The sequence below is a fragment of the Burkholderia sp. BC1 genome (assembly GCF_052683555.1).
The window spans coordinates 1-22,066 of sequence record NZ_JBQYLP010000081.1; the positions used below are offsets into that span (position 1 = coordinate 1).

At 70.0% G+C, this 22,066-nt stretch carries 16 protein-coding genes and 1 pseudogene; 8 read left to right on the forward strand and 9 right to left on the reverse strand.

All coding sequences use genetic code 11. From position 1 onward, the window contains the following. Positions 1-561, forward strand: a 561-nt coding sequence (locus ACSHSS_RS26395) for a hypothetical protein (RefSeq protein ID WP_445545729.1), incomplete at its 5' end; no start/stop codon positions are given. Between the two features lie 148 nt (positions 562-709). On the opposite strand, the gene uvrA is transcribed toward ACSHSS_RS26395, so the two are convergent. The 3 genes from uvrA to ACSHSS_RS26410 all read right to left on the reverse strand — a co-directional run bounded on the left by uvrA (position 710) and on the right by ACSHSS_RS26410 (position 8,218). Continuing rightward, the gene (gene uvrA, locus ACSHSS_RS26400; protein WP_048995733.1) at positions 710-6,634 is read right to left on the reverse strand and encodes an excinuclease ABC subunit UvrA; all 5,925 of its coding nucleotides are present in this window, start codon (positions 6,632-6,634) and stop codon (positions 710-712) included. Between the two features lie 171 nt (positions 6,635-6,805). Continuing rightward, positions 6,806-7,807 carry an SDR family oxidoreductase gene (locus ACSHSS_RS26405; protein WP_006413426.1) on the reverse strand — a complete coding sequence of 334 codons (1,002 nt, stop codon included), beginning with the start codon at positions 7,805-7,807 and terminating at the stop codon, positions 6,806-6,808. A 120-nt stretch (positions 7,808-7,927) separates the two neighbouring features. After that, positions 7,928-8,218 carry a hypothetical protein gene (locus ACSHSS_RS26410; protein ID WP_006413431.1) on the reverse strand — a complete coding sequence of 97 codons (291 nt, stop codon included), beginning with the start codon at positions 8,216-8,218 and terminating at the stop codon, positions 7,928-7,930. A 521-nt stretch (positions 8,219-8,739) separates the two neighbouring features. Here ACSHSS_RS26410 and ACSHSS_RS26415 point away from each other — a divergent pair. Then, complete coding sequence (locus tag ACSHSS_RS26415) at positions 8,740-11,031, forward strand: hybrid sensor histidine kinase/response regulator (protein ID WP_006413430.1); 2,292 nt, start codon at positions 8,740-8,742, stop codon at positions 11,029-11,031. A gap of 113 nt (positions 11,032-11,144) precedes the next feature. Then, on the forward strand, positions 11,145-11,273 hold the full coding sequence (locus ACSHSS_RS26420) for a hypothetical protein (protein ID WP_006413432.1): 129 nt from the start codon (positions 11,145-11,147) through the stop codon (positions 11,271-11,273). A gap of 137 nt (positions 11,274-11,410) precedes the next feature. Here the strand turns inward: ACSHSS_RS26420 and ACSHSS_RS26425 are convergent, their stop codons facing one another. From ACSHSS_RS26425 to ACSHSS_RS26440, 4 genes are all read right to left on the reverse strand, one after another. After that, the gene (locus ACSHSS_RS26425) at positions 11,411-11,575 is read right to left on the reverse strand and encodes a zinc ribbon-containing protein (RefSeq protein ID WP_006413433.1); all 165 of its coding nucleotides are present in this window, start codon (positions 11,573-11,575) and stop codon (positions 11,411-11,413) included. 67 nt (positions 11,576-11,642) lie between these two features. Further along, on the reverse strand, positions 11,643-11,978 hold the full coding sequence (locus ACSHSS_RS26430) for a DUF2934 domain-containing protein (protein WP_006413429.1): 336 nt from the start codon (positions 11,976-11,978) through the stop codon (positions 11,643-11,645). Beyond that, the gene (locus ACSHSS_RS26435; RefSeq protein WP_006399011.1) at positions 11,978-12,403 is read right to left on the reverse strand and encodes a CBS domain-containing protein; all 426 of its coding nucleotides are present in this window, start codon (positions 12,401-12,403) and stop codon (positions 11,978-11,980) included. Before ACSHSS_RS26435 ends, ACSHSS_RS26430 begins: the two co-directional genes overlap by 1 nt. A 91-nt stretch (positions 12,404-12,494) precedes the next feature. Then, complete coding sequence (locus tag ACSHSS_RS26440; RefSeq protein ID WP_035957057.1) at positions 12,495-13,205, reverse strand: MgtC/SapB family protein; 711 nt, start codon at positions 13,203-13,205, stop codon at positions 12,495-12,497. A gap of 449 nt (positions 13,206-13,654) precedes the next feature. Here ACSHSS_RS26440 and ACSHSS_RS26445 point away from each other — a divergent pair, with 449 nt between their 5' ends. The 5 genes from ACSHSS_RS26445 to ACSHSS_RS26465 all read left to right on the forward strand — a co-directional run bounded on the left by ACSHSS_RS26445 (position 13,655) and on the right by ACSHSS_RS26465 (position 20,035). After that, positions 13,655-14,764: a glycosyltransferase family 9 protein gene (locus tag ACSHSS_RS26445; protein ID WP_006416235.1), complete on the forward strand. Its 1,110-nt coding sequence runs from the start codon at positions 13,655-13,657 to the stop codon at positions 14,762-14,764. 33 nt (positions 14,765-14,797) lie between these two features. Then, the gene (locus tag ACSHSS_RS26450; RefSeq protein WP_048995428.1) at positions 14,798-16,546 is read left to right on the forward strand and encodes a DUF4254 domain-containing protein; all 1,749 of its coding nucleotides are present in this window, start codon (positions 14,798-14,800) and stop codon (positions 16,544-16,546) included. Then, positions 16,533-17,612, forward strand: coding sequence for a glycosyltransferase family 9 protein (locus tag ACSHSS_RS26455; protein WP_006415149.1), 1,080 nt, complete (start codon positions 16,533-16,535; stop codon positions 17,610-17,612). The genes ACSHSS_RS26450 and ACSHSS_RS26455 overlap by 14 nt, the downstream gene beginning before the upstream one ends. A gap of 51 nt (positions 17,613-17,663) precedes the next feature. Continuing rightward, positions 17,664-18,875: an NO-inducible flavohemoprotein gene (hmpA, locus tag ACSHSS_RS26460; protein ID WP_006415150.1), complete on the forward strand. Its 1,212-nt coding sequence runs from the start codon at positions 17,664-17,666 to the stop codon at positions 18,873-18,875. Positions 18,876-19,351: 476 nt separating this feature from the next. After that, positions 19,352-20,035: a type 1 glutamine amidotransferase domain-containing protein gene (locus tag ACSHSS_RS26465; RefSeq protein WP_006415147.1), complete on the forward strand. Its 684-nt coding sequence runs from the start codon at positions 19,352-19,354 to the stop codon at positions 20,033-20,035. A gap of 155 nt (positions 20,036-20,190) precedes the next feature. Here the strand turns inward: ACSHSS_RS26465 and ACSHSS_RS26470 are convergent, their stop codons facing one another. Then, positions 20,191-21,432 carry a saccharopine dehydrogenase family protein gene (locus ACSHSS_RS26470; RefSeq protein ID WP_006415153.1) on the reverse strand — a complete coding sequence of 414 codons (1,242 nt, stop codon included), beginning with the start codon at positions 21,430-21,432 and terminating at the stop codon, positions 20,191-20,193. 20 nt (positions 21,433-21,452) lie between these two features. Continuing rightward, positions 21,453-21,731: pseudogene (locus ACSHSS_RS26475) on the reverse strand (hypothetical protein); the annotation flags it as partial. Between the last annotated feature and the right edge of the window lie 335 nt (positions 21,732-22,066).

Consider the following 22,066-nt stretch of genomic DNA (forward strand, 5'->3'; position numbering starts at 1 on the left):
ATCTCGCCTGCAACTTCGGAAGTTGGTCCATTGATCAGCGTTTCCTTAGCGAAGGATTTGCATTTAATCGACCTGTTTTTACCGTCATCGACGCAGCGACTGGCAACGGCACCACTCGACACTGCGCGACAAGCACAGGTCGGCATCACGGAATCCGTATTGTCAGGCGTCTCTCCGCTGCGCTATGATACGCGCCGACCCGCCGGTGAAACGTTTGCGTCGCACGGCGTTCGCGACGGGTTCGACAGCGGAACACGGGCTCGTCCCGCGGTTCCGCAAAAAGTTGCGCCGTTCGAACACGAGACGAGACGGCGCTTGAAGGCATCCGTTCTTGGCACGAGGAAGATGCACTTCAATACATGGAGTGCGGCGCGATGGTGCGAAGCATTCAGAACAGACAATCCGCCCGATGCGGGACTGCGCGGCTTCATTGATGACTGTGCAGTGTGCATACCGTGCGGACGCCATTGCACCGTGGACTCCGTTGAACCCGCATCATGCGGGTTTTTCTTTTTGGCGCACGCCGAACCGCGCGGCCGGCGCGGATTAACGTCTCCTTAATCGCAAGCAAACGAACGATCGAAAAGTACAGCTTTCGATCGTCGACGGCGCAGCGCAGGTGAACCGCACTCGCGCGCCGGCACGTCATGCGATGTCGATGCCGAAACCGACATCGACACCCGCATCGACACACCGCGCCGCAACGCCGTCAGTCCCCGCCCGCCTCGTCCGCACGCTCGACCTCGCGCGACTCATCGTGCCGCTGCCCCTGCCCGTGCTCGCGCGCGAGCACGGGCGCAAGCGCGCGCCCTGTATGGCTCGCGGCCACCTCGACGAGCGCCTCCGGCGGCGCAGCGGCGACGATCGTCCCGCCGCCGACGCCGCCTTCCGGGCCGAGATCGATGATCCAGTCCGCCTCGGCGATCACGTCGAGATCGTGCTCGATCACGACGACGCTATGCCCACCGTCGACGAGCCGATGCAGCACGCGAATCAGCTTCGCAACGTCGGCCATGTGCAGGCCGACCGTCGGCTCGTCCAGGACGTACAGCGTGTGCGGCGCCTTCTGGCCGCGCCGCGTGATGTCGTCGCGCACCTTGCTGAGCTCGGTCACGAGCTTGATCCGCTGCGCCTCGCCGCCGGACAGCGTCGGCGACGGCTGACCGAGCGTCAGATAGCCGAGCCCGACGTCCTTCATCAGTTGCAGCGGATGCGCGATCGTCGTGATCGACGCGAAGAACTCGACTGCCTCGTCGATTTCCATCGTCAGCACCTCGCCGATGTTCCGGCCGCGCCACGTGACGGCGAGCGTCTCAGGGTTGAAGCGCTGCCCGTGGCACACGTCGCACGGCACCTTCACGTCCGGCAGGAAGCTCATCCCGATCGTGCGCACGCCCTGCCCTTCGCATGCCGGACAGCGGCCGTCGCCGGTGTTGAACGAGAACCGCGACGCGGTATAGCCGCGCGCACGCGCTTCGAGCGTGTCGGCAAAAAGCCGGCGAATCGCGTCCCACACGCCGATATACGTGGCGGGACAGGACCGCGGCGTCTTACCGATCGGCGTCTGGTCGACTTCCAGCACGCGGTCGATATGCTGCCAGCCGTCGATCGACTCGCACCCCTGCCAGACGTGCGCGACGTTCAGCGCGGGCCGCGGCGCACTGCGCGCGAGCACGCTCGCGCGGCGGTTCGCGGCCGGCGCGTCCTGCGCGGCGCTCTTGCGCGCGCGCCGCACGGCCGGTGACGACAGCACCGAGCGGCCCACCGCGTCGAGCAGGTTCGTCATCAGCACGTCGCGCGCGAGCGTCGACTTGCCCGACCCGCTGACACCCGTCACCGCGACGAGCCGCGCGAGCGGAATGCCGACCGTCACGTCGCGCAGGTTATGCAGGTTCGCGCGATGCACGGTCAGCCAATGCCCGGGCACCGCCTCGGCGTTCCTGCGGCCCGGCGCGACGACGCGTCGACGCGGCTGCAGCGGATGGACCATCGGCTGCGCGAGCAGGCGCCCCGTCAGCGACGACGACTGCGCGGCCAGATCGGCGACCTTGCCCTGCGCGACGAGCGTGCCGCCGCGCTTGCCGGCGCCGGGCCCGATGTCGATGATGTGATCGGCGCGCCGGATCGTGTCCTCGTCGTGCTCGACGACGACGAGCGTATTGCCCTTGTCGCCGAGCTGACGCAGCGCATTCAGCAGGATCTGGTTGTCGCGCGGATGCAGGCCGATCGTCGGCTCGTCGAGCACGTAGCACACGCCCTGCAGATTGCTGCCGAGCTGCGCGGCGAGCCGGATGCGCTGCGCTTCGCCGCCCGACAGGCTCGGCGCCGCGCGATCGAGGCTCAGATAGCCGAGCCCGACCTCCTCGAGAAACGCGAGCCGGCTACCGATCTCGCTGACGATGTCGCGCGCGATCTGCGCGTCGCGGCCGACGAGCCGCAGCCCGTCGATCCAGCGGCGCGTATCGGACACCGTCCACTGCGCGACCTCGACGATCGGATGCCCGTCGAACGTGACCGCGCGCGCGGTGGGGTTCAGCCGCGTGCCGCCGCAATCGGCGCACGGCTCTTCGCCGACGCCTTCCGGTTCCTGCTCGTCCGACGGCAGCGTCTGTTCGCGGCCGCGGCCGTCTTCGGCGAATACCGTGTCGTCGTACGCGGCGCGCTGTTCGCGCGTGAGCGCGAGCCCGGTGCCGACGCAGGTCGTACACCAGCCGTGCTTGCTGTTGTACGAGAACAGCCGCGGGTCGAGCTCCGGGTAGCTCGTGCCGCACACCGGGCACGCGCGCTTGACCGACAGCACCTTGACGTCGCCGACCCGCGCGGTGGAATGACCGTTGGCGATCGCGTGATGCAGATCGTCGAGCGGCACAAGCAGATGCATTACGCCCTTGCCGATCTCGAGCGTCTCGTCGAGACGCTGCCGCAATTCGGCCTCGTCGTCCGGCGACACGACGAGGTCGGCGACGGGCAGTTCGATCGTGTGTTCGCGGAAGCGATCGAGCTTCGGCCACGGATCGACCGGCACGAACTCGCCGTCGACGCGCAGATGCGTGTGACCGCGCGCCTTCGCCCATTTTGCGAGATCGGTATACAGCCCCTTGCGGTTCACGACGAGCGGCGCGAGCAGCCCGACGTGCTGGCCGCGATGCTCGCGCAGCAGCTGCGCGGCGATCGATTCGACCGACTGCGACGCGACCGGCGTACCGTCGTGCACGCAGTGCTGCAGGCCGAGCTTCACGTACAGCAGCCGCAGGAAGTGCCACACCTCGGACGTGGTTGCGACCGTGCTCTTGCGGCCGCCGCGCGACAGCCGCTGCTCGATCGCGACGGTCGGCGGAATGCCGTACACCGCGTCGACTTCGGGGCGGCCGGCCGGCTGCACGATCGAGCGCGCGTACGCATTCAGCGACTCGAGATAACGGCGCTGCCCTTCGTGGAACAGGATGTCGAACGCGAGCGTCGACTTGCCCGACCCCGACACGCCGGTAATCACGTTGAACTTGCCGTGCGGAATGTCGACGTCGAGCGCCTTCAGGTTGTGCTCGCGCGCGTTCACGATGCGCACGACGTCCTCGCCTTCGATCGCGCGCCGCGCACGTGCCGCGTTGAGCGCGGCCTGCAGCGGCACGCCTTCGTCGGCCGGCTCGGCGGCCGACGCATCCATCGCGCGCTCGTAATCGCGCAGCGCCGCGCCGGTATGCGAACCGGCACACGCCTTCACGTCGTCCGGCGTACCGGCACACAGCACGAGGCCGCCGCCGTCGCCGCCTTCCGGACCGAGGTCGATCAGCCAGTCGGCCGCACGGATCACGTCGAGGTTGTGCTCGATCACGATCAGCGAATGGCCGGCCGCGAGCAGCTTGCCGAACGCCTGCATCAGCTTCGCGATGTCGTCGAAGTGCAGGCCGGTGGTCGGCTCGTCGAACATGAAGAGCCGCGATCGCGCGACGCGCGCCTCCTGCGTGACCACGCGCCGCCCGTTGCCGGCCGCCGCCGATTCGGCGAGAAAGCCCGCGAGCTTGAGCCGCTGCGCTTCGCCGCCCGACAGCGTCGGCACCGGCTGGCCGAGCTTCACGTATTCGAGGCCGACGTCGACGATCGGCTGCAGCACGCGCAGCACGTCCGCGTCGCCCGCGAAGAACGCGGCCGCCTCGCTGACCGTCAGGTCGAGCACGTCGGCGATGTTCAGCGCGCGGCCGTCGCGGGCGATCCGCACTTCGAGCACTTCGGCGCGATAGCGCCGGCCATCGCAGTCCGGGCAGCGCAGATAGACGTCGCTCAGAAACTGCATCTCGACGTGCTCGAAGCCCGAGCCGCCGCAGGTCGGGCAGCGCCCGTCGCCCGAGTTGAAGCTGAACGTGCCGGCGCCGTAGCCGCGCTGCAGCGCGAGCGGCGCCTTCGCGAACAGCTTGCGGATCTCGTCGAACGCGCCGACGTAGCTCGCCGGGTTCGACCGTGTCGTCTTGCCGATCGGCGACTGATCGACGAACACGACGTCGCCGATCTGCTCGGCGCCCGACAGCGCACGGTATGCGCCCGGCGATTCGGTCGGGCGCCCGAGCTGGCGCGCGATCGCCGGATACAGCACGTCCTGGATCAGCGTCGACTTGCCGGACCCCGATACGCCCGTCACGCAGACGAGCCGCTGCAGCGGAATCTCGACCGTGACGTCGCGCAGGTTGTGCTCGCGCGCGCCTTCGAGCACGATGCGCGGCGTCTGCGCGTCGACCGGCCGGCGCGCCCAATGGGACGCATGCGCGACCTGCCGGCGGCCGCCGAGATACTCGCCCGTCAGCGTGGCCGCGCCGCGCACGTCGGCCGGCGTGCCGTCGTAGACGATCGTGCCGCCGCGCTCGCCGGGTCCGGGGCCCATGTCGATCAGCCGGTCGGCCGCGAGCATCACGGACGGATCGTGTTCGACGACGACCAGCGTGTTGCCGGCATCGCGCAGCCGCTGCATCGCCTCGACGATCCGGTTCAGGTCGCGCGGATGCAGCCCGATGCTCGGCTCGTCGAGCACGAACAGCGTCTTGGTCAGCGACGTGCCGAGCGCGGTCGTCAGGTTGATGCGCTGCACCTCGCCGCCGGACAGCGTGCGGCTTTGCCGGTCGAGCGTCAGATAGCCGAGCCCGACGTCGCACAGATACTTGAGCCGCATACGCACCTCGGCCAGCAGCAGCTTCAGCGCGTCGTCGAGCAACGCGCTCGGCAGCGTCAGCGTATCGAAGAAGCGGCGGATGCGGTCGATCGGCAGCAGCATCAGGTCGTGCACGGTGAGCCCCGGCAACGCCTCGAGCTGCGCGCGGCTCCAGTCGACGCCGTGCGGCATGAAACGATCGGCCGGCGCGAGCACCGCGTCGGCGTTCTCCTTCGAGCCGAGCCGCCACAGCAGCGATTCGGTCTTCAGCCGCGCGCCGCCGCAGGTTTCGCACGGCGTGTAGCTGCGGTACTTCGACAGCAGCACGCGGATGTGCATCTTGTACGCCTTCGACTCCAGATAGCCGAAGAAGCGCCGCACGCCGTACCACTGGCTCTGCCAGCTGCCGGTCCAGTCGGGCGAGCCGTTGATCACCCAGTCCTGCTCGGCCGGCGTGAGTTCGGACCACGGCACGTCGCGCCGGATGCCGGCCTTCGCCGCGTAGCGCATCAGGTCGTCCTGGCATTCCTTCCACGCGGGCGTCTGCATCGGCTTGATCGCGCCGCCGCGCAGCGTCTTGCGCGCATCGGGAATCACGAGGCCGAGATCGACGCCGATCACGCGGCCGAAGCCGCGGCACGTCTCGCATGCGCCGTAGGCCGAGTTGAACGAGAACAGCGCGGCCTGCGGCTCCGCATAGCGCAGATCGCTTTCCGGATCGTGCAGCCCGGTCGAAAAGCGCCAGACCTCCGGTTCCGGCGCGACCGCGCCATCGCCTTCCGCCGCCTGCGCGAGCACGTAAACGTTCACGCGCCCGCCGCCGCGCTTCAGCGACGCCTCGATCGCCTCGACCGCGCGCGCCTTCTCGACCTGATGCAGGCGGAAGCGGTCGGCCACCACGTCGAGCACCTTGCGCGGGCCCGTCGGCGACGCGACCTCGCGCTGCGCCTGCACGCGCGTATAGCCGCTCGCCGACAGCCACTGCTCGACTTCCTCGTCGGTCACGCTATCGGGCAGTTCGACCGGAAACGTGATCGCGAGCCGCGGATCGTGCTCCGCCGTGCGCGCGAGCAGATCCGCATGGATCGTCTCGGGCGTGTCGTGCCGCACCGGCCGCGCGGTCTTGCGGTCGAACAGCTCGGCCGCGCGCGCATACAGCAGCTTCAGGTGATCGTTGAGCTCGGTCATCGTGCCGACCGTCGAGCGCGAACTGCGGACCGGGTTCGTCTGGTCGATCGCGATCGCGGGCGGCACGCCGTCGACGCGGTCGACCTGCGGCCGGTCCATCCGGTCGAGAAACTGCCGCGCATACGCGCTGAACGTTTCGACGTAGCGCCGCTGCCCCTCGGCATACAGCGTGTCGAACACGAGGCTCGACTTGCCCGAGCCCGACGGGCCCGTGACGACCGTCATCTCGCCCGTACGCAGGTCGAGATCGAGATTCTTCAGGTTGTGCTGGCGTGCGCCGCGAATGCGGATCAGGTGGCTCGAGGACAATGGATTACCCGTCGGAAAGAGTTGGCCGGCGTGCGCGGCGCCGGACGGCGGCGCACGCTCGCGGCCGCGCGCGCGTGACGCGGCGCACGGCTCAATGTCGACGGATACTATACTGTATATTCATACAGTTTTCCAAGACGCCCGCATTCATGGCGGCCTTCACGGCTGCCGTCACGGCTGCCCCGCGCCGCCCGACGCGCCGTAGATCTGCCCGGTCACGTAGCTCGCCTGCGCCGACGCGAGCTCGACGTAGATCGACGCGATCTCGGCCGGCTGCCCCGGCCGGCCCATCGGCACCTGCTCGCCGAACTTCTCGACGTTCTGCTCGGTCTGCCCGCCGGTCACCTGCAGCGGCGTCCAGAACGGCCCGAGCGCGACGCCGTTCACGCGTATCCCGCGCTCGATCATCTGCTTGGCCAGCCCCTTCGTGAAATTCGCGATCGCGGCCTTCGTCATCGCATAGTCGAGCAGGTTCGCGGACGGATCGTAGGCGTTCACCGAGGTCGTATTGACGATCGCCGCGCCGGCCGGCATCCGCGGGATCGCCGCGCGCGTGATCCAGAACATCGCGTAGAGGTTCGTGCGCAGCGTCCAGTCGAACTGCTCGGTGCTGATGTCGAGGATCGACGCGTGGCTTTGCTGCCGCGCCGCATTGTTCACGAGGATGTCGAGCCCGCCGAGCGCGGTGGCGGCCTGTTCGACGAGCCGGTTGCATGCGGCCTCGCTGCGGATGTCGACCGGCAGCGGCACCGCCGTGCGCCCCGCGCTGCGGATCAGCTGCACGACTTCGCGCGCATCGGGCTCCTCGTCCGGCAAGTAGACGATCGCGACGTCCGCGCCTTCGCGTGCGAACGCGATCGCGACGGCGCGGCCGATGCCCGAGTCGCCGCCTGTGATTAGCGCCTTGCGGCCGGCGAGCCGGCCGCTGCCGCGATAGCTGCGCTCGCCGTGATCGGGGCGCGGCGTCATGCGGCCTGCCAGGCCCGGCCACGGCTGGTGCTGCGCCGGAAACGGCGCGTGCGGATACAGCGGTCGCGGGTCGCGCGGCGCGGTATCGCCGGCGGACGGTGCGCCCGTCTGCGCGACGGCGGGCATCGCGACGCCGGCCACGAGCCCGGCGGTCGTGCCCTGCATCCATTTGCGCCGCGATTCGGAAATTTCATCGGATGACATGATCGGGACTCCATCGACCGCTCCGCGGGAACGGCCGTATCGACGGCGCCCGCGGCACGCGCGCGACGCCTGGTGGGATTCGGTTACCGCCCGGCCGGATGCCGGCCGGGCGCGTGCGCCCTACAGCGGCCGCGGCCGGTCGCCGGCATCGTCGGGCCCGTCGTGCTCCTCGGGCCACGGCTTGTCGTTGGCCGGGTCGCGCACCTCGGTCTCGCGCGGATCGTCGGGCGCGACCTTGCCGACGTCGGCGTCCGGAATTTCGTCGAGCTCGCCGCCACCCGGCGCATGGCCCGGTGGGCGGCCCGCCTCCGGACGGTGCGGCGGTTCGGCCGGCTGCAGCGGCTGTTCGTCCTGCGTGCTGGGGCGCGTGCCGCGCGTGTCGCGGTCCTGCTGTTGTTTCGATTGCGTCATGGTCCTTTCCGGTCGGTGCGGCTGCAACGGTATGCCGCCACGGCGTGGCGGCCTGCAGCGTCGCCGCGAGCAAGCGCCATTCCGACGCGGGTGCGCCGGTGGCGTGCGACCATGCGATGAATTGGCGGGAATCCGCGCAGACCGGCCCGCCGCGCACGCCGCCGCACGCGCCGCGGCTTGTCCGTCCGCTACACGCGATGCAGAATTTACACGCGCCGCACGCACGAGGGCCGACTCGCGCGCGGCGCGGCTGCCCCGTCCGGCACGGCCAGGCGGTCGTCCGGGCGGGCGCCGGGGCGCGGCACGCGCATTGCTACGCCCGGCTACCGCATTGCGGCATCGTCAGACTGCCGTGGTTTGGGGCAACGACAGGAAACGACTCGTCCGGTGTCGTGCGCGCATCGCCTTCCGGCGGCGCACGCAACGACCGGGAGGACGAGCACAGCCATGCGGCAGCGCGCGCGGTACCACGGCGACCACCGTGCGCAACGCTTCACGGCAACCCGTAGCGAGATACAACAATGGTTTCTCCGCTGGAACCGGCGCCGAGCGGCGCCGACCATTTCGTCCAGTTCTACGATTCCGTCGAGCAATTGCTGCCGGAGGTCGTCGCGTTCGCCGGCGACGCGCTGCGCAGCGGCGGCAGCGCGATCGTGATCGTGCGCGCCGACCGCCTCGCCGACGTCGTCGAGCGGCTCGGCGCGCTGGTCGCCGCGATTGGCGAGCCAGCACGCCGGCGCGTGTTCGTGTCGGATGCGGAAGCGCTGCTCGCGCGCTTCATGGACGGCGACATGCCCGATCGCGATCGTTTTCTGCGCTCGGTCGGCGCGATCGTTGAAGCCGCGATCGCCGCGGGCCGGCCCGTGCATGCGTTCGGTGAAATGGTCGCCGTGCTCTGCGCGCGCGGCCAGCCGGACGCCGCGCTGCGGCTCGAGGCGCTCTGGAACGAGCTGATCGAGCGGCACCGCTTCTCGCTCTATTGCGGCTATCCGCACGACGCGTTTCCGGGCGCCGAGCAATCGACGCTGTTTCGCCACGTCTGTGCGCTGCACCGGCGCGTGCTGCCGGCCGCGTCGCTGCGCAACGACGAGCGCGAGCTGCATCTGACGCTCGCGCTGTCGCAGCAGCGCTCGCGCGCACTCGGCGCCGAGATCCGCCGCCGCGAGGACGCCGAGCGCCAGCGCAACGGCGTGCTGATGCACGCGCCGCTGCCGATCGCGTTGCTCGCCGGCCCCGAACACCGCATTGTGCTCGCGAACCACCGGTTTTCGGCGATGTGCGGACGCACCGACATCGTCGGCCGGCCGCTCGCGGCCGTGATGCCCGGCGCGGACTCGCCGGCCGTCACGCGCGCGCTCGACGATGCGCGCGCGCACGGCGTGTCGACGACGATCGGCGAACATCGCGACCGCGCGACGCCCGAGGGCGCGCGCGTCTATCGGCTGCATTTCAACCCGCAGCCGCAAGCCGACGGCATCGGCGTAATCGTCAGCGCGGTCGAAGTGACCGAGCACGTCGCCGCGCGCGAAAAGCTGCAGGCGGCGAACGCGGAGCGCGACCGGCTGCTCGCCGAACTGCGCGACGCCAATCACGCGAAGGACCAGTTCCTCGCCGTGCTCGGCCACGAACTGCGCAATCCGCTGACGCCGATCTCGCTCGCGCTCGAGCTCGTGCGCAGCCGCGAAGGCCACGCGACGCCGAACGAGATCGCGATCATCCAGCGGCAGCTCGATCACATGGTGCGGCTGATCGACGATCTGCTCGACGTGTCGCGCATCACGCGCGGCAAGATCGAGCTGAAGAAGGAAGCGGTGCGGATCGGCGACATCGTCGATCGCGCGGTCGAAGTCGCGAGCCCGCTGCTCGAACAGCGCCGCCATCGGCTGCACGTCGACATCGATGCGGACGTCCGCTGCCACGGCGATCCGGTGCGGCTGTCGCAGGTCGTCGCGAACCTGCTGACCAACGCGGCGAAATACACGGCGCCGGGCGGCGACATCGGGCTGCACGTCGCGCGCAGCGACGGCGACACGATCGTCATCGAAGTGCGCGACAGCGGCGCCGGCATTCCGCCGGACCGGCTCGACAGCATCTTCGAACCGTTTTTCCGGCTCGGCGGCGAGCCGGGACGCATGGACGGCGGCCTCGGCATCGGTCTCGCGCTCGTGAAGAGCTTCGTGATGCTGCACGGCGGGACCGTCCGCGCGGACAGCGCAGGGCCCGGCCTCGGCAGCACGTTCACGGTGACGCTGCCCGAATACCGGCCGACCGCGCTCGACGCCGACGCGCGCGAACCCGAGCATCGGCCCGCCGCGGTGCCGGTCGGCACGCGCCGCCGCGTGCTGCTCGTCGACGACAACGAGGACGCGGCCGCGACGCTCGCACAATGGCTGCGCGACGCGGGGCACGACGTCGCGGTCGTGCACGACCCGCTGTCGGCGCTCGGCGCGTTCCGCTCGCACGAGCCCGACGTCGCGATCCTCGATATCGGGCTGCCCGTCATGGACGGCTATGAGCTGATCCGGCGGCTGAAGGCCATCGAGACCGACAAGCCCTGCACGTTCCTCGCGCTGACCGGCTACGGCCGGATTGCCGATCGCGAACGCTGTCTCGAAGCGGGATTCCGTCATCATCTCGTGAAGCCGGTCGATCCGGCCGCGCTGCACCGCGCGATCGACGACAGCGACCCCGTGCATGCGCCGGCGCCGCTGGCGCCCGCGGCATCCGTCGCTTCCGTCACATCCGTGGCGCCCGTGCCGGCCGCGTCGCCCGTTCCGCCGCTGCCGCAAGTCGACGGACAGCCGGAGCTGTGAGCGCTTGTAGCGGCCGCGTGCTGCTGCGTACCGTGTGCGGCGCATGCGGCACGCGCGATGCTCGTCCATCGTAACGGCCGATTCCGCGGCCGCAATCATCACGGAGGACGATCATGACCGGCACCCCGACCCCGCCGCAGGAACACGACGATACCGGCCGGCCGCCCGAACCGCCCGCGCCCGAGCGCAACGACGATCTGCCCGAATTGCCGGATCCGACGGAAGTCGGCGAAGACGGCTAGCGTCGCCGCGCGGTGCTCGCGGCACGGCGTCTGTGTGCACGGCGCGCCCACGCGGCGCGCGTTGCACGTCGCCCGTTGCATGGCACCCGCTGCACGGCGCCCCGCTCGCACATCGCGCGTGGCACGTCGCCGGTCCCTTACCCCTTGTTGCCGGGCTCGCGCGTGCGCTCGCCGTACGTGTCGTTGCCGCAATGCGGACACTTCGGAATCCGCTCGCCCTGACGCACGTGCGTCGAACGATGGCACTTCTCGCAGCGGAAGTCGCCCGTCTTCTCCGCTTTTTCGCCTGCATGAGCCGTCATGTCGAATCTCCATGACGACGCGCGCACGCGCGCCGGCCGCACGCCGACGCGCTGCGGCCGTCGTCGTTCAGGTGCGCCGCCGGTCGTGCGCGAGCTCGTCGGACAGCGCGGTCTCGTCCTCCTGCAGCGGCTCGCCCGGAATCCGGCGTTTCGTCGACTGCTCGAGCGGCGGCTCGGTTGCGGCCGTCGCGCCGCCCTCCGCGTCGAGCTGCCGCTCGGCCATCAGCCAGTACGCTTCCGCGTTGCCGTCCGGCGAGCCGGCGTCCTGCCAGAGACGGTACGCGCGTTCCCTGATCTGCGCTTCCCTGTCGCCGTTCTTCACGTTCTGCTGATCGTCCATCACGTTCTCCCGATGATCGATGCGTTTGCTGCCCGTGCGCCGGGCCTTGCGCGGGGCCGCCATCAGCGCTCCGGCCGCGACGGCGACGAGACGGCACCGAGCGTCGACGACATGCCGCCGTCGGCCGAGGTCGCGAGATCGCCGAGCGCGACGATGCCGACCAGCCGCTTCTCGCGGTCGACCACCGGCACGCGACGGATCTGCGCGTCCTCCATCTTCTTCTGGACCTCCGCGATGTCGTCGTCCTCGTAGCACCAGTTCGCGGGTCCGCTGACGACGCCCTCGATCGACTCGTCGGGCGGCACGCCCATCGACACCGCCCGCACGACGATGTCGCGGTCGGTCAGCATCCCGATCAGCCGCGTTCCGTCGCACACCGGCAGCGCGCCGACGTTCAGGTCGTCCATCAGCTTCGCCGCATCGCGCAGCGTCTGCGTCGGCCCGATCGTCGCGGCGTCGCGCGTCATTACATCAGCCACTTTCGTCATGGTTCACTCCTTCCAAAACCGGTAAACCGCAAAGCGCGGTGCGGCGAACGAGCATCGGGCGTTCCGCGCGCGATTCGCGCGCCGGCGCGCGTCAGTTCTCCGCCGAACAGCGGATCGACTTCAGGCCGGCGGGGCCGGCCATGCCGGTGAGCCGGTGCACCATCGCGTCGTTGTCGGGCGTTTCGCGCCATTGCACGACGAAGGTTTCCTCGCGCAGCGACTGCGTCGCCGCTTCGTGAAACGCGCGCACGCGGCACTTGAAGCCCGCCTCGCGCATCAGCGCGAGCAGGCGGTCGCGGCTCGTCGACGCGATCTCGTATTCGACCGTCACGAGCGCGGTGCGCGTGCGCCGCAGCCGCTGCTCGACGTGCCGCAGCGGCCATATGACGACGAGCCCGACCGCGAGCCCGAGCGCGCCCAGCTGCAATTGCCCGCCGCCGATGCAAAGCCCGATCACCGTGACGAACCACAGCGTCGCGGCCGTCGTCACGCCCGTGACGAGCCCGTCGCGATGCAGGATCGCGCCGCCGCCGATGAAGCCCATGCCGGTCAGGATCCCGAGCGGCAGCCGCATCAGGTCGAGCTGCGCGAAGCTTTGCGGCGTCTTGCCGCTCTGCCCGAGCAGCGCATTCACCTGGAGCATCGCCAGGCACGCGGCGGCGCAGACGAGCATCGCCGTGCGCAGGCCGGCCGTCTTGCCGGCCTCGCTGCGATCGAAGCCGATCAGCGCGCCGGCGATCAGCGACAGTGCGACGCGGGCGAGGATGTCGCCCCATTGAAGAACGATCGGCATCGTGTCCATGTGCGCGCTCCGCGCGCCGACGCGCGATCGGCACGCCGTCGCGCGCACGCGCCAGCGCACAGCGCGCGCGGGATGCCGGCCGAAGACGTCGGCGCTTGCCCGCACCGCGGGGATCGCGGTGGATACGACCGATCAGCAAGTTCCGTCCCCGCTACACCGCCATGCGCGCGCGCTGTCGTCGGACAAATGCGTCGTCGCTCGTAATCGCCTCCCCGCGCGCGTCGTTCGGCCGTTCGCGCACGTGTAGAACCTGTCCGCGCGATTGTAGAAAGGTGTCGACGCAGCGCGGCATCCGCGCCGCGCGCACGCGCGCGCGTGGCACGGCCGCTGCACGGCGTGCCGCTCGCGCATGCCGGCGCCGCGCGGCGCGCGGCCCGCGAGGCAGGTACGGCCGATGCGGGCCCGCACGCCGTCGCGCCCGCCTGCGGCGCTTGCTAACCGCGTCCGTCATGTCCGTGATCCCGTTTGCCGCGTCGATGCAGCAGCGCATCGCCGATACACCGCCGCTCGCGCGCCCGCTGCGCTCGATCGTCGTGTTCCGTGCGCTGCGGCTCGGCGACATGCTGTGCGCCGTCCCCGCCTTGCGCGCGCTGCGCGACGCGCAGCCGGCGGCCGCGATCGGGCTCGTCACGCTGCCGTCGGCCGCGCAGTGGATGCGCCGCTACGATCGCTACGTCGACGACATCGCGGTTTTTCCCGGCGATGCGCGGCTGCCGGAGCACACCGTCGACGACGCGGCACGCGCGGACTTCGGCGCGACGCTCGCGCGCTGGCAACCCGATCTCGCGATCCAGATGCACGGCGACGGCCGCGTGACGAACGCGATCGTCGGCCGTTTTGGCGCGCGGGCCGTCGCGGGCTTCACGCGCACCGATGCCGTGCCCGCGACGCGTGCGTGGCTGCCCTATCCGGACCGCGGCCCCGAGCCGCTGCGCCTGCTGCAGCTCGTACGTGCACTCGGCGCAGCGACACCGTCGACCGACGCATCGCACCTCGAATTTCCGCTGACGCCGGCCGACCACGCGGAGCTGCGCGACAGCGGGCTGCTCGCGCGACTCGGCAACCGGCCGCTGCTCTGCGTGCATCCGGGCGCGAGCGCCGCACACAAGCGCTGGCCGCCCGACGCGTTCGCGCACGTCGCGCGCCATCTCGCCGCGTGTCACGGGCTGACGATCGTGCTGACCGGGTCCGCGGCCGAGCAGCCGCTCGCGCGTCATGTCGCCGCGCGCACGGGCGGCGACACGATCGACGCGACCTGCGGGCTGTCGATCGGCGCGATGGCCGCGCTGATCGCGCGTGCGCGGCTCCTGCTCTGCAACGACACCGGCGTGTCGCATCTCGCGGCCGCGCTGCGCGTGCCGAGCGTCGTCGTGTTCGGCCGCGCGGACCCCGAGCGCTGGGCGCCGCTCGACCGCAATCGCCACGTGTGCGTGCGCGACCCGGACGCGACGCGCGCAAACGACGTGCTCGAAGCGGGCTGCATGCTGCTGTCGCGCGATGCGCGCGCACACGCGGCGGCCGCGCTGTCGCCGCCGCGCGACGACGTGTCCGCGCGCTAGCGCCGCGCGTCCGAACCGATTGAGGAGAGGCCGATGCAACCGATCCATGCCGCCGACATCACGTACTTCCACGATGCGGCGCTGCTCGCGCGCGTCGACGACTGCGGTGCGACCATCGACGACGTCGGTCCCGCGTGGCGGCAGATCCATCGCAATCACGACTGCAATGCGTCGCTGTGGCGCCACGAGGACGAAGCGCGGCGCCGCGACGTGGCCGATCGCGCGATCGTCGAGAACAAGCGCGCGATCGATCGGCTGAACCAGCAACGCAACGACGCGGTCGAGGCGCTCGACGAGGTGCTGCTCGCCGCGCTGCCGCCCGCACACGCGGATGCGCGGCTCAACAGCGAAACGGCCGGCTCGATCATCGACCGGCTGTCGATCCTCGCGCTGAAGATTCACCACATGGGGCTGCACGTCGCGCGGGACGATGTCGACGCCGCGCATCGCGCATCGTGCCGCGCGAAACTCGAACGCCTGCGCGAGCAGCGCACCGATCTCGCCGCGTGCCTCGATGCGCTGCTCGCCGACGCGGCGGCCGGCACGGCGCGCTTCAAGGTGTATCGGCAGTTCAAGATGTACAACGATCCGGCGCTGAATCCGTATCTGGGCGGCCAAGTCGCGAACGATACGGCGGCCGCGAACGCGGGACCGGTCGCCTCGGCTGCAGCACCGACTGCTGCACCGGCCGAGCCGACGCGTGACGAAGCGCCCGAACCGGCCGCACCCGACGACCCGCCGCCGACACGGCCGACCGATGTCCCGCCCGACATGCCGCCGACGCCGCCGATGGACGTCCCGCCCGATGCGCCGCCGACGCCGCCGGGCCCGCCTCCCGGTGTGCCACGCGGCTCGGCCGCCGACGCGCACGCAGCCGCGTCGCGCCACGCAGTGCACGGCGCGGACGACACGCACGACACGATCGCCCGCCCATCGCCGACACGGCCGGCATCGCACGCCGTCGACGTGCTGATTCCGACCTGCGACCGCCCGCACGCGCTTGCTTTGACGCTGACGACTGTCGCGCTGCAAACGCACCGGCCGTTGCGCGTCGTCGTCTCCGATCAATCGGCGGTCGCGGCTGCCGACGATGCGCTGCTGCGTGCCGCCGTGCGCTTCGCCGGCGCACAGGGCGTCGACGTGCAGCTCGAGCGCCACGTGCCGGCGATCGGGCTCGCCGAACAGCGCGCGTTCCTGCTGGCGCATGCGCGTGCGCCGCGCTGCCTGTTCGTCGACGACGACGTGATTCTCGAAGCCGATCTCGTCGCGCGCCTCGTGCACGCGCTCGACACGCAGCGGTGCGGCTTCGTCGGCTCCGCGCTGCACGGGCTCAGCCATATCGGCGACGTGCGCGCGCACCATCAGCACGTCGAGTTCTGGGACGGTCGCGTGAGGCCCGAGGTGCTCGTGCCCGGCGGTCCCGAATGGGCGCGTCATCATCTGCACAGCGCAGCGAATCTGTACCACGCGCAATGCCGGCTGCGCGTGCCGCGCAACGCGTCGCGCGTCTACCGCGTCGCCTGGGTCGGCGGCTGCGTGCTGTTCGATACCGCGAAGCTGCGTGCGAGCGGCGGCTTCGAATTCTGGCGCGCACTGCCGGCGCGGCATTGCGGCGAGGACGTGCTGGCGCAACTGCGCGTGATGGCGCGCTTCGGCGGCTGCGGCCTGTTTCCGTCCGGCGCGTATCACGCGGAACTGCCGACGACCGTGCGCGAGCGGGACGTCGATGCGCCGTTCGTGCTCGCGCACCTGATCGACGAAGCCGCTCATGCGATCCGTTGACGGACATATCGGCGACGTCCGGTCGATCGCGGTGGTCGGCCCGGACGCGCTCGGCGACACAATGATGACGCTGCCGGCGCTGCGCGCCTTGCGCGTCGCCTACCGCGACGCGTGCATCGTCTATGTCGGGCTCGACTGGCATGCGTCGTTCTTCCGCGATCGGCCGGGCCCGATCGACGTGGTGCGCGTCCGGCCGGCCGCCGTCGATCCGGGCCGCCCGCTGCCGCCCGACGCGCCGCCCATTGACCGGATGTTTCGCGTGCGTGCCGACGATCCGCCGTTCGATGTCGCGGTGCAGCTGTACGGCGGCGGCGCGCAGGCCAATCCGTTCACGCGCGCGCTCGGTGCACGGATCGCCGTCGGCGCGTGCGCGCCGGGCGCGCCGCCGCTCGATCGCTGGACGCCCTACGGCCGCTGGCAGAACCGGCGCCTGCTCGCGCTCGAGATCGTGAGCCTGGCCGGCGCGACGCTGTGGCCGGCCGGCCCCGACCTCGCCGTGATCGAGCGCGACCGCCACGCGATGCGCGCGGCACTGCCGCCCGACATCGCGGCGCAGCTGCACGAGCTCGTCGTCGTGCAGCCGTCCGCACGCGATCCGCGGCGGCGCTGGTCGCCGCGGCATTTCGCGGCGGTCGCCGACCGACTCGCGGCGCGCGGACTGCGCATCGCGGTGGTCGGCACCGCGCAGGAGCGGCCGCTCGTGCGCGCGGTGCTCGACGCGATGCACGCGCCCGCGCTCGATCTGGCCGGCGCGCTCGACATCGGCGGCCTCGCGGCGCTGCTCGAACACGCGGCGCTGATGCTGTCGAACGACACGGGGCCGCTGCATCTCGCGGCCGCGCTCGGCACGCCGTGCGTCGGCATATTCTGGTTCACCAATGCGCTGCAGGCCTTGCCGCTTGCGCAGGGCCGCTGTCGCGCGGCGGTGTCGGCGCGCATCGTCTGCCCGGTCTGCGGCGAGCCGAATTTGACGTCGCGCTGCGCGCACGACGACAGCTTCGTCGACGACGTAACCGTCGACGAAGTCGCGACGCTTGCCGACGAAGTGCTCGCCGAGCGCACCTAGCCGCACCGGCTTCCCCAAGCCGCTTCCCTGCCACTTGAAAGGAGTTCGCTCATGCTGACGCAGCAAACGAAGGACATCGTCAAGGCGACGGCCCCCGTGCTGGCGCAACACGGCTACGACATCATCCAGTGCTTCTACCGGCGCCTGTTCGACGCGCACCCGGAACTGAAAAACGTGTTCAACATGACGCACAAGGAACAGGGCCAGCAGCAGCAGGCGCTTGCGCGCGCGGTGTACGCGTATGCGGAAAACATCGAGGATCCGGGTAGCCTCGCGGCCGTGCTGAAGAACATCGCGAACAAGCACGCGAGTCTCGGCGTGCGTCCCGAACACTATCCGATCGTCGGTGAGCATCTGCTCGGCGCGATCAAGGAGACGCTCGGCGATGCGGCCACCGACGAGATCATCTCCGCGTGGGCGCAGGCGTACGGCAACCTCGCCGATCTGCTCGCCGGGATGGAAAGCGGGCTGTACGAGCAGTCGGCGACGCGCGTCGGCGGCTGGACCGGCTGGCGGAGCTTCATCGTCCGCGACAAGCGGCCGGAAAGCAGCGTGATCACGTCGTTCGTGCTGGAGCCGGCCGACGGCCGGCCGGTCGCCAATTTCGAGCCCGGTCAATACGTGAGCGTGGCGGTCGACGTGCCGACGCTCGGCCTGCAGCAGATCCGCCAGTACAGCCTGTCCGACATGCCGAACGGCCGCACGTACCGGATTTCGGTGAAGCGCGAAGGCGGCGGCCCCTATCCGCCCGGCCATGTGTCGTGCCTGCTGCACAATCACGTCAACGTCGGCGACGAGATCCGCCTCGCCGCGCCTTACGGCTGCTTCCATATCGACGTCGATGCGAGCACGCCGATCGTGCTGATCAGCGGCGGCGTCGGGCTCACGCCGATGATCAGCATGCTCAAGCGCGCGATCCAGGATCCGAAGCGGCAGGTCGTGTTCGTCCACGGTGCGCGCAACAGCGGCGTGCACGCGATGCGCGACCGGCTGCGCGAAACCGCGCGCACGCATACGAATTTCAGTCTGATCGTGTTCTACGACGATCCACTTCCGCAGGACCTCCCCGGGCGCGACTACGACCATGCGGGCCTCGTCGACGTGAATGCGATCAAGGATGCGATCCTGCTGCCGGACGCCGATTACTACATCTGCGGGCCCGTGCCGTTCATGCGGCTGCAGCACGATGCGTTGAAACGGCTCGACATTCCGGAAGCGCGGATTCATTACGAGGTGTTCGGGCCGGATCTGTTTGCGGAATGATGCGCGGCGCGCGGGAATCGCGATCGGGACCGTCGCGTGACGTCCCTGACGTTCCTGCGTATGCGCCGGTGCGGCACCGCAGCCGATGCGCTGCCGCGCCGACGCGAAATTTTCCCGAACATGGCGGGCGCGTCACGCCGATATTCGCATTCATCGGGATAAGTATTCTTATCATAACGACCTCATTTTGATCCGTAACTTCGACTTTCAAAAACGCACGTCACGTCGCCACCGGTGAAACGCGCAGCATGCAACGCCTCACCGAGCACGCCGAGACACGACGCGATCGCTCGGCCTTACATGGCCAACGACGCATCGACCGCAGCCGCGCAAACCGCTTGACCTTGAACTTCGCTTGAAGGTTATGGTTAAGGTCCGCACGCGTACCGAGGCCACCGGTACGCGCCCTGCCCTGCGGCAAACCGCGTCGCGCGATCCGCGACGGCCCGTGGCCGATCGCGACAGGACTACCGAACATGACCCGACGCATCCTCCACGTCGTCACGAACATCGCGCATTACGCCGACCCGTCGCAGCCGACCGGCCTGTGGCTCGCCGAACTGACGCACGCGTACGACATCTTCGCCGCGCGCGGATACACGCAGCAGCTCGTCAGTCCGAAAGGCGGCGTGTCGCCGCTCGAGCCGCGTTCGCTCAAATGGCCGCACGCGGACGCGGCCGCGAAAGCATGGCGCGCCGATCCGGCCCATCAGACGCTGCTCGCCAACACCGCACGCCCCGACGACATCGACGCGGCCGCGTTCGATGCGATCTACTTCACCGGCGGTCACGGCGTGATGTGGGACTTCCCCGACGATGCAGGGCTGCAGCGGCTCACGCGAGAAATCTACGAACGCGGCGGCATCGTCGCGGCGGTCTGCCACGGCTATTGCGGGCTGTTGAACACGCGCTTGTCCGACGGGTCGCTGCTCGTGACCGGACGCCGGCTCACGGGCTACGCGTGGATCGAGGAGGTGCTGGCCGGCGTCGCGAACAAGGTGCCGTACAACGTCGAAGAGGAGATGAAACGGCGCGGCGCGCGCTATGAGAAGGCGCTGCTGCCGTTTACGTCGAACGTCGTCGTCGACGGGCGGCTCGTGACGGGACAGAATCCGCAGTCGGCGAAGGCGACGGCCGAGCAGGTCGCGGCGCTGCTGTAGCCGTCAGCGCGCGCACAACGCAACGAAACGCAACGCATCGCATGCGCCGGCCGGGCGGTGCCGCATCGGCCGGCGATTTCGCGACGCGTCGCGGCGGTGCGCGGCGGTGCGCGGCGGTGCCGCATCGGCACCGCACACGTCGTTGCGGAATCGGCTCAGATCGCGTCGAAACGCAGGCCCGCATGCCGGACGAGCCGTTCGACGAGACGCTCGCCGAACATCGTCGCGGGCGTCCAGAACCCGCCGCCGCGCGTGCCGTCGCTGCCTGCGCGGCAGTCGAGCGCGAGACAGATCGCCGCTTGCCCGAGCATCTTGCCCGTCGACCCGTAACCGGGATCGCGATCGCCGGTCACCTTCAGGCGCACGATCCGCCCGTCCGGTGCGTGACCGAAGAAGCGCAGATCGAAGCTGCCCGCGCGCTGCGCGGCGAGGCTCGGCCCTTCGCCGGGCTTCGGTAGCAGGAAACGCTCCATCGCGCTGCGCACGGGCTTCACGAGCACGCCGGCCATGAATGCGCCGAGCGCGACGACGGTCGCCCGCGCAACGACGCTGCCGCGGATGCCGCGCCCCATCACGATCGCTTCGTCGTAGCGGAAGCCGCTGCCGTATGCGTCGCCGGCCAGCGCGTTCGAACGGTGCACGACGCGCTCGTTGACGGCCGCCATCACGAACGGTGCGATCCACGCGTCGCAGTCGCGATCGAATTCGGCCGACCGAACCGCATGCTGACGCACCGTGAAGCGATGATCGCGCGGGCACAACGCATACGGATCGAGCAGCATGCGGCGCAGCGCCGGATCGGCCGCGGCCTCGCGAACGACATTGATCATGCTCGCGACCGTTCCGCCCGACGCGCCGCCCTTCAAGGTCTTGACGCGCATCGTCACGTGCTCGGCCGGCGCGCCCCATTCGTGCAGCGCGTGTTGCTGAAGGACGTACACGCCAAGATCCGACGGAATCGAATCGAAGCCGCAACAATGCACGATGCGCGCACCCGACTGCGTGGCCGCTGCTTCGTATCGGTCGATCATGCGCTTGATCCACTGCGTCTCGCCCGTCAGATCGCAATAGTCGGTGCCGCTTTGCGCGCAGGCGCGCACGAGCGGCTCGCCGTACAGCGCATACGGGCCGACGGTCGACACGACGACGCGCGTCTGCGCGCAGAGCGCCTGCAGTTGCACGTCGTCGGACGCGTCGGCGACGAGGATCGGCAGCGTGCGCGCCGCGTCGCCGAGCGAATCGCGCAGCTGCGCAAGCTTCGCTTCGGAGCGGCCGGCAATCGCCCAGCGCAGCGTGTCGGCGCCGCTCGAGAGATGTTCGGCCAGATGGCGCGTGAGGATCTGGCCGACGAAGCTCGTCGCGCCGAACACCACGAGGTCGTAGGAGGATTGGGTCATCGATGATTCCTTGGCGACACGATGGGATAACGCGCGCTCAGCACTGCGAACGGCGCGACGAACAGCAGCTGCACGCTGCCGGAACGGTAGTAGAAATTCGGCGCCCGGATGGCGCCGACCGACGATTCCACGATGCGCTTTGGCATGCGCCGGAAGAAGTCGACATTGCCGGCGGCCGGGTCGCGCGCGACCCCGTCGAGATCGGGATTCATCCGGAAGCGGTCGTAGTAGCCGCCTGCGGGCACGTCGGCCGTGGGCGAGCCGAGTTCGACTGGCGTGGTGCCGGTGCGCATGTCCATGTCCTGCCTCTCCTCGCTGATTCGTCGCGGCAGGCGCTACACCGCAAGCCCGCCGGCTCAAAGACCCTCAGCCGGCACTCTAGGCTTGAACTTCACTTCAAGGTCAAGGACCTGCATTAGAGGAACGCCTCGGCGCGCCTCGAGCACGCGCGCTATCGCCCGGCGCGCGCTCGGCGCAATCGGCGTCGGTGGGCCGGCTGCCGTAGAGAAAATGGCTTTGTCATCGCTCGCGGATAGCGCGGCGTGCGGCGTGCACGGCTACGGTTGCGCGGGCGCCCGCCCGTCGCGCGCCGCCGCATCGGTTCGCGAAGCCTCCGCACGCGCCACACCATCAC

Excerpts from the sequence above, each read along its gene's own strand:
- ACSHSS_RS26405 (WP_006413426.1), bottom strand. The coding sequence starts at position 7,807 with ATGTCATCCGATGAAATTTCCGAATCGCGGCGCAAATGGATGCAGGGC.
- hmpA (WP_006415150.1), top strand. The coding sequence starts at position 17,664 with ATGCTGACGCAGCAAACGAAGGACATCGTCAAGGCGACGGCCCCCGTG.
- ACSHSS_RS26425 (WP_006413433.1), bottom strand. The coding sequence starts at position 11,575 with ATGACGGCTCATGCAGGCGAAAAAGCGGAGAAGACGGGCGACTTCCGC.
- ACSHSS_RS26465 (WP_006415147.1), top strand. The coding sequence starts at position 19,352 with ATGACCCGACGCATCCTCCACGTCGTCACGAACATCGCGCATTACGCC.
- ACSHSS_RS26415 (WP_006413430.1), top strand. The coding sequence starts at position 8,740 with ATGGTTTCTCCGCTGGAACCGGCGCCGAGCGGCGCCGACCATTTCGTC.
- ACSHSS_RS26420 (WP_006413432.1), top strand. The coding sequence starts at position 11,145 with ATGACCGGCACCCCGACCCCGCCGCAGGAACACGACGATACCGGCCGG.
- ACSHSS_RS26445 (WP_006416235.1), top strand. The coding sequence starts at position 13,655 with ATGTCCGTGATCCCGTTTGCCGCGTCGATGCAGCAGCGCATCGCCGAT.
- ACSHSS_RS26455 (WP_006415149.1), top strand. The coding sequence starts at position 16,533 with ATGCGATCCGTTGACGGACATATCGGCGACGTCCGGTCGATCGCGGTG.
- ACSHSS_RS26450 (WP_048995428.1), top strand. The coding sequence starts at position 14,798 with ATGCAACCGATCCATGCCGCCGACATCACGTACTTCCACGATGCGGCG.
- ACSHSS_RS26435 (WP_006399011.1), bottom strand. The coding sequence starts at position 12,403 with ATGACGAAAGTGGCTGATGTAATGACGCGCGACGCCGCGACGATCGGG.
- ACSHSS_RS26430 (WP_006413429.1), bottom strand. The coding sequence starts at position 11,978 with ATGGCGGCCCCGCGCAAGGCCCGGCGCACGGGCAGCAAACGCATCGAT.
- ACSHSS_RS26440 (WP_035957057.1), bottom strand. The coding sequence starts at position 13,205 with ATGGACACGATGCCGATCGTTCTTCAATGGGGCGACATCCTCGCCCGC.
- ACSHSS_RS26470 (WP_006415153.1), bottom strand. The coding sequence starts at position 21,432 with ATGACCCAATCCTCCTACGACCTCGTGGTGTTCGGCGCGACGAGCTTC.
- ACSHSS_RS26410 (WP_006413431.1), bottom strand. The coding sequence starts at position 8,218 with ATGACGCAATCGAAACAACAGCAGGACCGCGACACGCGCGGCACGCGC.